The sequence below is a fragment of the Roseovarius tolerans genome (assembly GCF_028885395.1).
Taxonomy (GTDB): Bacteria; Pseudomonadota; Alphaproteobacteria; order Rhodobacterales; family Rhodobacteraceae; genus Roseovarius; species Roseovarius tolerans.
Window position 1 is genome coordinate 2,658,147 of sequence record NZ_CP118494.1, and the last position, 13,521, is coordinate 2,671,667.

The 13,521-nt window shown below is 63.3% G+C and carries 6 protein-coding genes; 3 read left to right on the forward strand and 3 right to left on the reverse strand.

Annotated elements, in window-relative coordinates; translation table 11 throughout:
* The first annotated feature begins 293 nt into the window (after positions 1-293).
* From PVU19_RS13110 to PVU19_RS13120, 3 genes are read left to right on the forward strand one after another with little or no spacing between them, the layout of a single operon-like run.
* Entirely contained in the window at positions 294-1,253 is a 960-nt protein-coding gene (locus PVU19_RS13110) for an ABC transporter permease (RefSeq protein WP_050663721.1), read from the forward strand.
* Positions 1,250-2,128: an ABC transporter permease gene (locus PVU19_RS13115; protein ID WP_050663722.1), complete on the forward strand. Its 879-nt coding sequence runs from the start codon at positions 1,250-1,252 to the stop codon at positions 2,126-2,128. The genes PVU19_RS13110 and PVU19_RS13115 overlap by 4 nt, the downstream gene beginning before the upstream one ends.
* Before the next feature lies 1 nt (position 2,129).
* Positions 2,130-4,172, forward strand: a complete 2,043-nt coding sequence (locus PVU19_RS13120) for a dipeptide ABC transporter ATP-binding protein (protein WP_050663723.1) — start codon at positions 2,130-2,132, stop codon at positions 4,170-4,172.
* A gap of 195 nt (positions 4,173-4,367) precedes the next feature.
* Here the strand turns inward: PVU19_RS13120 and rpoC are convergent, their stop codons facing one another.
* The 3 genes from rpoC to rplL form a co-directional block, all read right to left on the reverse strand.
* Positions 4,368-8,615 (reverse strand): DNA-directed RNA polymerase subunit beta', encoded by a 4,248-nt coding sequence (rpoC, locus tag PVU19_RS13125; protein WP_050663724.1) that lies wholly within the window; start codon positions 8,613-8,615, stop codon positions 4,368-4,370.
* 98 nt (positions 8,616-8,713) lie between these two features.
* Positions 8,714-12,850, reverse strand: coding sequence for a DNA-directed RNA polymerase subunit beta (gene rpoB / locus PVU19_RS13130; protein WP_050663725.1), 4,137 nt, complete (start codon positions 12,848-12,850; stop codon positions 8,714-8,716).
* Between the two features lie 240 nt (positions 12,851-13,090).
* Positions 13,091-13,468, reverse strand: coding sequence for a 50S ribosomal protein L7/L12 (gene rplL / locus PVU19_RS13135; protein ID WP_050663726.1), 378 nt, complete (start codon positions 13,466-13,468; stop codon positions 13,091-13,093).
* Positions 13,469-13,521: the final 53 nt, after the last annotated feature.

Below are 13,521 nucleotides of genomic sequence, written 5' to 3' on the forward strand. Positions count from 1 at the left end.
ATCGCCGTGCCGGGGGGCGGCCCGGCGATGCGCGGCGATCTTCGACCGCGTATCGCGCGGGTGCTTTGATCCAACGGAAACTCCAGGCCAGTAAACCCACCCGCGCAGCGCGCGGTCATTAACACTCGAGACGCTGTGTCAGGTTTCAACCGTTCCACACAAAGACGCCAAACCCGTGCGCGCACGCATGTTCACGTCCCCGCGTCACCTGCAGGAAACTCTCGACGCAGGCGCGCGGGCTGGTCTAGGCTTGCCCGGACACTCGCGGCGCGTTTCTGGGGAGACACGGATAGATGCTGGCCTTGATCATCAGGCGCCTGGCCCTCGGGCTGGTCACGGTCTGGCTTGTCTCCGTGATCATCTTTCTGGGCGTCGAGGCGCTGCCGGGGGATGCCTGCACCGCCATTCTGGAGCGGGACGCACATGGCGAAGCGCTCGCAAAATGCCGCGAGGTGATGGGGCTGACCACACCCGCACTGACGCGCTATCTCGACTGGTCGGGCGGTATCCTCACCGGCGATTTCGGGCTGTCGGCAAATGGCCAGGAACGGATCGCCGAACTGGTGGGCTACCGGCTGCGCAACTCGCTGCTGCTGGCGGCGGGGGCGCTCGGCGTGGGCATACCGCTTGCCATCTTCCTAGGGGTGATCGCCGGTCTGTGGCGTGACCGCTGGCCGGACATCCTGTTCTCGACCGGGGCGATCTTTGCCATGACCATCCCCGAATTCGTCGCCGCCACAATCCTGATCCTGATCTTCGCGATCTGGCTCGGCTGGGTGCCTGCCATCGTGCTCACCCCCGCCGACGCCCCACCGCTGGAGTTCTTCCCCGAGTTCATCCTCGCCTCGACCGTTCTGACCATGCTGATGATCGCACATGTCATGCGCATGGTACGCGCCTCGATGATCGAGGTGATGGCGGGCGATTACGTTCAGATGGCCACGCTCAAGGGCGTGCCCTACTGGCGCATCGTCTTTCGGCACGCCCTGCCAAATGCACTTTTACCCGCAATCAACGTGATCGCACTGACCGTCGCGTGGCTCCTGGGCGGGGTCGTTGTGGTGGAGGTGGTGTTCAACTATCCGGGCCTCGGGCGGCTCCTGGTCGATGCCATTTCCGACCGCGATCTGCCGGTGGTTCAGGCAATCACGATGATCGTGGCGATCACCTATGTGGGGGTGAACCTTGTGGCCGACATCCTCAGCCTCGCGCTCAACCCGCGTCTGCGCAGTCACCAAGAGAGGGGCGCATGAGCACCACCACCCCTGCCCTGCGGAGCCTGCGCATTCTGGAGATATTGCGCGCCATGATGGCGCGGCCCTCGGGCGCGATCGGGCTCACGCTGGTGGCGTTTCATCTGGCGCTGGCGGTCCTCAGCCCGTGGATCGTGCCGTTCGACTACATGGCGATGGATGCCACGATCACGCTGGCGGGTCCGTCGCCTGCGCATTGGCTGGGCACCGATCATCTCGGGCGCGACGTGCTGACACGCGTGATGCTGGGCGGGCGCGAGGCGCTGCTGGTCACCGGTACGGCCACCCCCGTCGCGCTGATCTGGGGCGGGCTATTGGGGGTTTATCTCGGCCTCAAGGGCGGCTGGCGCGACGAGATCGCGATGCGTCTGGTCGATGCGTTCCTGGCCCTGCCGGGCATTTTGCCGCTCTTGGTGCTGATCACCGTCTTTGGCAGCGGCGGCGAGGTGCTGATGCCGACGCTGGCGTTTTTCTTCGGCATCCCGGTGATCCGCGTGGCCCGGGCGGCGGCGCATGAGGTGGTGGCGCGCGATTTCGTTTCGGCGGCGCGGGCACGCGGGCACCGCCCGCTCGACATCGTGCGGCGCGAGCTATTGCCCAACGTGACCGACACCTTGCTGGTCGAGGGCGCGATGCGCTGGTCGTGGATGCTGCTGGGGTTCTCGGCACTGTCCTTTCTGGGCTTTGGCGTCTCGCCCCCCAAACCCGACTGGGGGCTGATGATCTCGGATGCGCGGGTCTACATGTCGCTGGCGCCATTGGGGGTGATCGCGCCGGTCATCGCCCTGTCGACCCTGATCATCGGGATCAATCTCAGCGCCGATGCGCTGGCCAAGACTCTCGGGCTCGACCACAGCCGCAAGGCGGTGATCTGACATGGCAGGCCCGCCGCCCCTGATAGACATCCGAAAGCTCTGCGTTGGGTTTCGCGGGCGCGCGGGCGCGATGCTGCCGGTGCTGCACGAGGTCGATCTGACGGTCTGCCGGGGCGAGAGCGTCGGCATCGTCGGCGAAAGCGGATCGGGCAAGAGCACGCTGGCGCTCGCGGCCATGGGCTATCTCAAGCATGGGCTGCAAAAGATATCGGGCGACGTGATCTATGACGGGGCCGAGATGTTCGCGCGCCGCCCGGCGGAGCTGGCCCAGATCAGGGGCGGTCAACTGGGGCTGATCCCGCAGAATTCCGGTCAGGCACTGACCCCCACGATGCGGATCGGCACGCAGATCCGCGAGGCGCTGCACCTGCATTGCGACCTGCCCGATGGCCAGCATGCGACCCGCGCGCGTGACCTGCTGGCACAGGTGCGCCTGCCCGACCCCGAGGCGATCCTGCGCCGCTACCCGCACGAGCTATCGGGCGGACAGCAACAGCGGGTTGCGATTGCCATGGCGCTTGCGGGCGAACCCGATGCCCTGCTGCTCGACGAGCCGACCACGGGCCTCGATGTCACCACGCAGGCGCATATCCTCGACTTACTGCGCGATCTGGCCCAGTCCCGCAACATGGCGATGGTCTATGTCAGCCACGATCTGGGCGTGATCGCGCGGGTCTGCGACCGGGTGCAGGTGCTCTATGCCGGAGAGACAGTGCTGGAGGGGCCGACCCGCGCGGTGCTGCGCGACCCGGCACATCCCTATGCGCGCGGGCTGCTGGCGTCGATCCCGCGTCTGGGCGAGAAAACCTTGCCACGTGCCCTTGACGGTCGCCCGCCCGGACCGGGCGAGCCGCGCGAGGGCTGTACCTTCGCACCGCGCTGTGCGCTGGCCACCGAGGACTGCCGCGCCGCCACCCCGCCGATGATCGCAGGCGGCGCGGATCAGATGAGCCGCTGTCTGTACCCCGACATGGTGAATGAAATCACCGGGGATCAGGCAGGCACGCAGCCGCATGGCTGTCCCGAGGACAGCCCCTGCGCGCTCGATCTGGCGGGGCTGTCGATCCGCTATGATCGGCCCGGGATGTTCGAGCGGCTGCGCGGTGCGCCACGCCCGCCCGCCACGGTGGACGGCATCGACCTGCATCTGCGGCAGGGTGAGACAATCGGCCTGGTCGGCGAGTCGGGCAGCGGCAAATCGACCATTCTCAAGGCGATTGCCGGGCTGCTGCCCCCCGCCTCGGGCCAGATCACGCTTGGGGACGGCACCGCCCTGCCTTTGACCGTGGAGAGCCGCCGCCCCGATCAGCTGCGTCGCATCCAGATGATTTTCCAGAACCCCGATGACAGCCTCAACCCGCGCCAGTCGGTGGCCGAAATCCTCGCGCAACCGCTGCGGCTCTATTTCGGACTGACGGATAGTGCCCTGCGCGCGCGGGCGGTGGAACTGCTCGACACCGTGCGGCTTGGTGCGCCTTACCTCGACCGGCGTCCCGGTCAGCTCTCGGGCGGCGAGAAACAGCGTGTGGCGGTAGCCCGTGCCTTTGCCGCCGGGCCCGAGATCGTGCTCTGCGACGAGATCACCTCGGCGCTTGATGTCTCGGTGCAGGCCGCCGTTCTCGACCTGCTCAACGAACTCAAGGCGGCGCACAAGACAGCCTTCGTGTTTGTCAGCCATGACCTGACGGTGGTTCGGGCGCTGTCGGACCGCGTGGCGGTGCTCTATCAGGGGCGGATCTGCGAATTCGGCCCGGCGGCGGCGGTCTATGGCAGCCCGTCACATCCCTACACGTCGGTGCTGCTCAACGCCGTGCTGACGCCCGACCCCGATCACGCGCCGCGTCTGATGGCTGATGATGTGGCGGAACTGGCACCCCCCGCGCATGGCTGCCCGTTCCAGCGGCGGTGCCCGGTGAAATGCGGGACGATCTGCGACACCGACACGCCCCCCGCTCAGCAGGCGGGCGACGGCCATGTCATCCGCTGCCATATCCCGCTAGATGAGCTATGTGCGAGACAGACGGGCGAAGCCCCGAAATCTTGAAAAGATTTCGGTCCGCTTTCATTGAATGAAAGCGGCACCCACCAATGCAGGCGGGTTGAACAATGTTGCATCCTCGTGCCGCGACATCGCAGCATGCGTGGCTTCAGAACCGAGCAATCCGCCTGAACGTCCTGACACGAAAAAAAAGCCCGGCCAGATGGCCGGGCTTTTTCCTGAGTTTCCGTCACGAGACGATCAATCGTCGCGGCTCTCCGGCGTTTCGACGAAATTGTCGAACTCGTCGCCACCGACCACATCGTCTTCCACCACCGGAGCGGCCAGTGCCGCTGCTGCAGCGGCCTCTTCCTGACGCGCCTCGATGACGACATTGTCACGCGACTGCGCAATGCGGCGCATTTCCTGCGTGGCACGGCCCGTGCCCGCCGGGATCAGGCGACCCACGATGACGTTTTCCTTGAGGCCCACCAGCTTGTCGCGCTTGCCCTGCACCGAGGCTTCGGTCAGCACGCGGGTGGTCTCCTGGAACGACGCCGCCGAGATGAACGACCGGGTCTGCAACGACGCCTTGGTGATGCCCAGCAGGATCGGCTCGCCCTTGGCGGGACGCCCACCCTTGGCCTCTGCCTTGGCATTGGCCTCGTCGAACTCGATCTTGTCGACATGCTCACCCTTGAGCAGCGTGGTATCGCCCGAGTCCTGGATCTCCCATTTCTGGAGCATCTGGCGCACGATGACCTCGATGTGCTTGTCGTTGATCTTCACGCCTTGCAGACGGTAGACCTCCTGCACCTCGTCGATCATGTAGTTGGCCAGCGCCTCGACGCCCATGATGCCGAGGATGTCATGCGGCGCGGGGTTGCCGTCCATGATGTAGTCACCCTTCTGGACATAATCACCTTCCTGAACGGGAATGTGCTTGCCCTTGGGCACCATGTATTCGACGGGCTCCAGGCTGTCATCGGCAGGCTCGATCGAAATGCGGCGCTTGTTCTTGTAGTCGCGCCCATAGCGAACGTAGCCGTCGATTTCCGCGATGATCGCGTGATCCTTGGGGCGGCGCGCCTCGAAGAGTTCGGCCACACGCGGCAGACCGCCGGTGATGTCCTTGGTCTTGCCACCCTCGCGCGGAATGCGCGCGACCACGTCACCCGCCTGAACCTGCTGGCCTTCTTCAACCGACAGGATCGCATCGACGGACATCGGATAGATCACCGGGTTGCCCGCATCGTTGCGCATCGGCTCGCCATCCTCGCCCACGATGAAGATTTCGGGCTTGAGCTCGTTGCCACGCGGCGCGGCGCGCCAGTCGGTCACGATCTTCTGGGTCATGCCGGTGGCCTCGTCGGTCACATCGCGGACCGAGACGCCCGAGGTGAGATCGACGAATTTCGCCATACCGGATTTCTCGGCCAGGATCGGCAGGGTGTAGGGGTCCCATTCGAACAGCTTCTGACCGCGCACGACCTTGTCGCCTTCCTTGACGAAAAGCTTGGTGCCGTAGCCCACCTTGTGGCTGGCCAGTTCGACACCCTTGTCGCCAAGAATCCGGATCTTCATGTTCCGGCCCATGACCAGCATCTCGCCGCTCGAGTTCTCCAGCGTCTGGGGCTGCTCATATTCGATCACCCCTTCCTGACTTGCCTCGAGGAAGGATTGCTGGCCACCCTGTGCCACGCCGCCGATGTGGAACGTCCGCATCGTCAGCTGCGTGCCCGGCTCGCCGATCGACTGCGCGGCGATGATGCCGACAGCCTCGCCGATATTGACCATCGTGCCGCGTGCAAGGTCACGGCCGTAGCACATCGCGCAGACCCCATCCTCGGCCTCACAGGTCAGCGGCGAGCGCAGGCGCACCGTCTGCACCGCGGCCTCTTCCAGCGAATCGGCCATGCGCTCGTCGATGAGATCGCCCTTGGAGGCGAGCACCCGGTCGCTCAGCGGATCGACGATGTCCTCGGCCACCACGCGGCCAAGGCAACGCTCGGCCAGCGACGCCACGATCTCGCCGTCATTCACCGCCGCCTCGACGGTGACCGCACGCTCGGTGCCGCAGTCGTGCTCGCGCACGATGCAGTCCTGAGCCACGTCCACCAGACGCCGCGTGAGGTAGCCCGAGTTCGCGGTTTTCAGAGCCGTGTCCGACAGGCCCTTGCGGGCACCGTGCGTCGAGTTGAAGTATTCAAGAACGGTCAGACCTTCCTTGAAGTTCGAGATGATCGGCGTCTCGATGATGTCGCCGTTCGGCTTGGCCATCAGGCCGCGCATGCCGCCCAGCTGTTTCATCTGCGTGACCGAGCCACGGGCACCGGAGTGCGCCATCATGTAGACCGAGTTCGGCTCCATCACGGCACCGGCTTCGTCCCGGCGCTCGGCAGAGATCGAGCCCATCATCGCCTCGGTGACCTCGTCGTTACACTTCGACCAGGCATCGACGACCTTGTTGTATTTCTCACCCTGAGTGATCAGGCCATCCATGTATTGCTGCTCGAACCCTTTGACGTTCGTGCGGGTCTCCTCGACGATGGTCCACTTGCCATCAGGGATCACCATGTCATCCTTGCCGAAGGAAATCCCGGCCTTGAACGCCTCGCGGAAGCCCATGGTCATGATCTGGTCGCAGAAGATGACCGATTCCTTCTGACCGCAGTAACGGTAGACGGTGTCGATCACCTGCTGCACCTCTTTCTTGCGCAGCAGACGGTTCACGAGATGGAACGGAGCCTTGGCGTTCTGCGGCAGCAGCGCCCCAAGCCGCGCGCGGCCCGGCGTGGTTTCCACCCGCACCATGACCTCGTCGCCATGCTCGTCGATCTGCGGCACGCGCACGGTGATCTTGGCATGCAGATGCACCTCACCCGCGTCAAGCGCGTGCTGCACCTCGTCGAGCGACGCAAAGATCATGCCCTCGCCCTGCATGCCTTCGCGCATCAGCGTGACATAGTAGAGGCCGAGGATCATGTCCTGCGACGGCACGATGATCGGTGCGCCGTTGGCAGGGCTGAGAACGTTGTTGGTCGACATCATCAGCACCCGCGCCTCAAGCTGGGCTTCCAGCGAGAGCGGCACGTGCACAGCCATCTGGTCGCCGTCGAAATCGGCGTTGAAGGCGGCACAGACCAGCGGGTGAAGCTGGATCGCCTTGCCTTCGATCAGCGTGGGCTCGAAGGCCTGAATGCCCAGACGGTGCAGCGTCGGCGCACGGTTGAGCATGACAGGGTGCTCGCGGATCACCTCGTCGAGGATATCCCACACCTCAGGGCGCTCTTTCTCGACCAGCTTCTTGGCCTGTTTGACGGTGCTGCTCAGGCCCTTGGCCTCCAGCCGCGAATAGATGAACGGCTTGAACAGTTCCAGCGCCATCTTCTTGGGCAGGCCACACTGATGCAGTTTCAGTTCCGGGCCCGTCACGATGACCGAGCGGCCCGAGAAATCGACCCGCTTGCCCAGAAGGTTCTGGCGGAAGCGGCCCTGCTTGCCCTTGAGCATGTCCGACAGCGACTTGAGCGGGCGCTTGTTGGCACCGGTGATGACCCTGCCGCGACGACCGTTGTCAAACAGAGCATCGACCGATTCCTGCAGCATCCGCTTTTCGTTGCGCACGATGATGTCGGGCGCACGCAGCTCGATCAGCCGCTTGAGACGGTTGTTGCGGTTGATCACCCGGCGATAGAGGTCGTTGAGATCCGAGGTGGCGAAACGGCCACCATCCAGCGGCACCAGCGGGCGCAGCTCGGGCGGGATGACCGGCAGGACCGTCATCACCATCCATTCCGGGCGGTTGCCGGATTCAAGGAAGGATTCAACCACCTTGAGGCGCTTGATGATCTTCTTGGGCTTCAGCTCGCCGGTGGCTTCCTTGAGATCGGCGCGCAGGGTTTCGGCCTCGTTCTCGAGGTCGATATTGGCCAGCATCTCGCGGATCGCCTCGGCACCGATATTGGCGGTGAAGGCGTCCATGCCATACGCGTCTTGCGCATCCATGAACTCTTCTTCCGAGAGCATCTGGCCATAGGTCAGATCAGTGAGACCGGGCTCGATCACCACGTAATTCTCGAAATAGAGCACCCGCTCCAGATCGCGCAGCGTCATGTCGAGCATGAGGCCGATGCGGCTTGGCAGCGATTTCAGGAACCAGATATGCGCGCAGGGTGCGGCCAGTTCGATATGGCCCATACGCTCGCGCCGGACCTTTTGCAGCGTTACTTCAACGCCGCATTTCTCGCAGACAACGCCGCGATATTTCATGCGCTTGTACTTGCCGCAGAGGCATTCGTAATCCTTGATCGGGCCAAAGATACGCGCGCAGAACAGACCGTCACGCTCGGGCTTGAACGTGCGGTAGTTGATGGTCTCGGGCTTCTTGATCTCGCCGTAGGACCACGACAGAATCCGCTCGGGGCTGGCCAGAGAGACCTTGATTTCGTCGAACACCTTGGCAGGGGCCACGGGGTTGAACGGGTTGTTTGTGAGTTCCTGGTTCATTTTCAAATCCTTAGAGGCTGGCGGTGAGGTGAGGGGCAACGCCGTTTTCTTGCAAAGAAAACGGACCGGACCCTTTGAAAGGGTCCGGCGCGTTGCGCTTACTCATCCTCCTCCGCATCCAGGAGTTCCATGTTGAGGCCGAGGCCGCGCACTTCCTTGACGAGCACGTTGAACGATTCCGGAATACCGGCCTCGAAATTGTCCTCGCCTTTCACGATGCTCTCATAGACCTTGGTCCGGCCCGCCACGTCGTCCGACTTGACGGTCAACATCTCCTGCAAGGTGTAGGCGGCGCCATAGGCTTCGAGCGCCCAGACCTCCATCTCACCAAAGCGCTGACCACCGAACTGCGCCTTGCCGCCCAGGGGCTGCTGCGTGACGAGGCTGTAAGGCCCGGTCGAGCGCGCGTGGATCTTGTCATCCACAAGGTGGTGCAGTTTCAGCAGGTACTTGATGCCCACGGTCACGGGACGCGAGAACTGTTCGCCCGTGCGCCCGTCAAAGAGCACCGACTGACCGCTCTGGTCAAAGCCCGCACGTGTGAGTGCGTCGTTCACGTCGCCCTCTTTCGCGCCGTCAAAGACCGGGGTGGCAATCGGCACGCCGTTGGTGACGGTGCCCGCGGATTCGATCAGCGTCTGCTCGTCCATGCCTTCGATGCCCTCTTCGTAGACATCGTCGCCATAGGCGATGCGCATGGCCTCGCGGACCGGGGTCAGATCACCGGACCGGCGATACTCCTGCAGCGCCTCGTCGATCTTGAGACCCAGACCGCGCGCAGCCCAGCCCATGTGGGTTTCGAGGATCTGGCCCACGTTCATGCGCGACGGCACACCCAGTGGGTTGAGGCACAGATCGACCGGGGTGCCGTCCGCAAGGAACGGCATGTCCTCGATCGGGATCACCTTGGAGATCACACCCTTGTTGCCGTGACGCCCGGCCATCTTGTCGCCCGGCTGAAGCTTGCGCTTCACGGCGATGAAGACCTTGACCATCTTCATCACACCCGGCGGCAGGTCGTCGCCGCGGCGGACCTTCTCGACCTTGTCTTCGAAACGGGCATCGAGCGTGCGCTTTTGCGCCTCGTATTGCTCGTGCAGCGCCTCGACGATCTTGGCGTCAGCCTCGTCCTTGAGGGCAAGCTGCCACCACTGACCCTTGGTCAGGGTGCTCAGCAACTCCTCGGTGATGTCCGAGTTGGCCTTGACGCCCTTGGGCCCCTTGACCGCGACCTTGCCGAGGATCAGCGATTTGAGACGCGCATAGATGTTGCGGTCGAGAATCGCCAGTTCGTCGTCACGGTCACGTGCCAGACGCTCGACCTCTTCGCGCTCGATCTGCAGCGCGCGCTCGTCCTTTTCCACACCGTGGCGGTTGAACACGCGCACCTCGACCACCGTGCCGAAATCACCCGGCTTGACGCGCAGGGACGTGTCGCGCACGTCGCTCGCCTTCTCGCCAAAGATCGCGCGGAGAAGTTTTTCCTCCGGCGTCATCGGGCTTTCGCCCTTCGGGGTGATCTTGCCCACAAGGATATCGCCCGGCTCCACATCGGCCCCGATATAGACGATGCCCGCCTCGTCGAGGTTGCGCAGCGCCTCTTCACCGACGTTGGGAATGTCACGGGTGATCTCTTCCGGCCCCAGCTTGGTATCGCGGGCGGCGACCTCGAATTCCTCGATATGGATCGAGGTAAAGACGTCATCGCGCACGATCCGCTCCGAGATCAGGATCGAGTCCTCGTAGTTGTAGCCGTTCCACGGCATGAAGGCCGTGATCACGTTCTTGCCAAGCGCCAGTTCGCCCATATCGGTGCAGGGGCCATCGGCGATGACCTCGCCCTTCTGGACAGTATCACCCACCTTGACCAGCGGCTGCTGGTTGATGCAGCTGTTCTGGTTCGAGCGCTGGAACTTGCGCATGCGGTAGATATCCACGCCCGGATCGCCAATTTCGAGATCGGCGGTGGCGCGCACCACGATCCGCTGTGCATCGACCTGGTCGATCACACCGGCGCGTTTGGCCATGATCGCAGCGCCGGAGTCGCGGGCGACAACGCCCTCGATCCCGGTGCCCACCAGCGGGGCCTCGGCGCGCAATGTCGGCACCGCCTGACGCTGCATGTTCGACCCCATGAGGGCACGGTTGGCGTCGTCGTTTTCCAGGAACGGAATGAGCGAGGCGGCAACCGAAACCAGCTGCTTGGGGCTGACGTCGATCAGGTCCACATGCTCGCGCGGGGCCAGCATGTATTCGCCCGACTGACGGGTCGACACCAGATCGTTGACGAACTTGCCCGCGTCATCGAGATTGGCGTTGGCCTGCGCCACGGTGTGGCGCATTTCCTCGGTGGCGGACATGTATTGCACTTCGTCGGTGACCTGCCCGTCCACGACCTTGCGGTAGGGGGTTTCGATAAAGCCGTACTTGTTCACCCGCGCAAAGGTCGCGAGCGAGTTGATCAGGCCGATATTCGGGCCTTCCGGCGTTTCGATCGGACACATCCGGCCATAGTGCGTGGGATGCACGTCGCGCACCTCAAAGCCCGCACGCTCGCGGGTCAGACCGCCCGGCCCGAGCGCCGAAAGACGACGCTTGTGCGTCACTTCCGAGAGCGGGTTGGTCTGGTCCATGAACTGCGACAGCTGGCTCGAGCCGAAGAATTCGCGCACAGCGGCGGCGGCAGGCTTGGCGTTGATCAGGTCCTGCGGCATCACGGTGTCGATCTCGACCGATGACATCCGCTCCTTGATCGCGCGCTCCATCCGCAGCAGACCGACGCGATACTGATTTTCCATCAGCTCGCCGACCGAGCGCACCCGGCGGTTGCCGAGGTGGTCAATGTCGTCGATATCGCCCTTGCCGTCGCGCAACTCGACCAGCGCCTTGACGCAGGCCACGATGTCCTCGCGGTCGAGCGTGCGCTGCGTGTCGGGCTTGTCGAGGTTAAGACGCATGTTCATCTTGACCCGGCCAACAGCCGAGAGGTCATAGCGCTCCGCGTCGAAGAACAGCGTCTCGAACAGCGCCGCCGAGGCCTCTTCGGTGGGCGGCTCGCCGGGGCGCATAACGCGGTAGATATCCATGAGCGCGGTCTCGCGGTTCATGTTCTTGTCCGCCGCCATGGTGTTGCGGATATAGGGGCCCACGTTGATCCCGTCGATATCCAGCACCGGAATGTCGGTGATCCCGGCGTCGAGCAGCGCCTGCAAGGTGCCACCGGTGATCTCGCCAGCCTTGTCGTATTCCAGCGTCAGCTCATCGCCCGCCTCGACATGGATCGCGCCGGTTTCCTCGTCGATGATGTCACGCGCCACGAACTTGCCGACGATATGCTCGAACGGCACCAGAAGCTCGGTGACCTTGCCGTCGTCGATCAGTTGCTTGACTGCACGCGGGGTGATCTTCTTGCTTGCTTCAAAGATCACTTCGCCGGTCTTGGCGTCAATCAGGTCATAGGTCGGACGGGTGCCCCGCACCCGCTCGGGGAAGAACTTGGTGACCCAGCCCTTTTTCTTCTTCAGCTTGAAATCGACCGTGTCGTAATAGGCATTCATGATGCCTTCCTGATCGAGGCCGAGCGCATAGAGCAACGTCGTCACCGGCAGCTTGCGGCGGCGGTCGATGCGGGCGAACACGATGTCCTTGGCGTCGAATTCGAAATCGAGCCAGGAGCCGCGATAGGGAATGATGCGGCAGGTGAACAGCAGCTTGCCCGACGAATGGGTCTTGCCCTTGTCATGGTCGAAGAACACGCCCGGAGAGCGGTGCATCTGGGACACGACCACGCGCTCGGTGCCGTTGACCACGAAGGTGCCGTTGTGCGTCATCAGGGGCATATCCCCCATGAACACGTCCTGTTCCTTGATATCCTTCACCGACTTCGCGCCGGTATCCTCATCAACATCGAACACGATCAGGCGCAGCTTGACCTTCAGCGGGGCGCTGTAGGTCATGTCGCGCTGCATGCACTCCTCGACGTCGTATTTCGGCTTTTCCAGATCGTAGCTGACGAATTCCAGCACGCTGGTCTCGTTGAAATCCTTGATCGGAAAGACGGATTGGAACACGCCCTTGATCCCCTCGCCGTCAAGCGGCTGGGGCTCGTCGCCGGATTTCAGGAACAGGTCATACGAGGATTTCTGAACCTCGATGAGGTTCGGCATCTCCAGCACTTCGCGGATCTTGCCGTAATATTTGCGCAAACGTTTCTGGCCAAGGTAGGATTGAGCCATGGTCGATGTCACCTTTCATTTCTCACTGGTCGCGCGCGCTGTCGGGGCTCAGCGCCGCGGCCATCCGAGAGGGCTTGGTTCGATCAATTCCCGGCCATCGTCCCAATGACGGCCTCCCGATCCTGTAAACCTCGCCTTAGAAAAGCCCCGAACCGCGCAGGGCCTCTCTGAGACAGGTTTGGCCGGGCCCGGATTCCCGGGCCCAGCCTTCAAATTCGCTCCGGGAAACCCCGGCGCAAATTACTTGAGTTCGACTTCGGCGCCAGCTGCTTCCAGCTTGCCCTTGATCTCGTCGGCTTCGTCCTTGGAGACCTGCTCCTTGACGGCCTTGCCACCGGCCTCGACGAGGTCCTTGGCTTCTTTCAGGCCCAGACCGGTGATCGCGCGAACTTCCTTGATCACGTTGATCTTCGATGCGCCTGCGGATTTCAGGATCACGTCGAATTCGGTCTGCTCTTCAGCAGCCTCGCCGGCGTCGCCAGCAGGACCCGCCATCATGACCGCGCCACCGGCTGCGGGCTCGATGCCGTACTCGTCTTTCAGGATGGTTTTCAGTTCTTGTGCTTCGAGAAGCGTCAGACCAACGATCTCTTCAGCCAGTTTTTTCAGATCAGCCATTTTTCAGCTCTTTCCGTTCTCTAGATGTGTTCCAACGTCGGGAAGTAAACCCT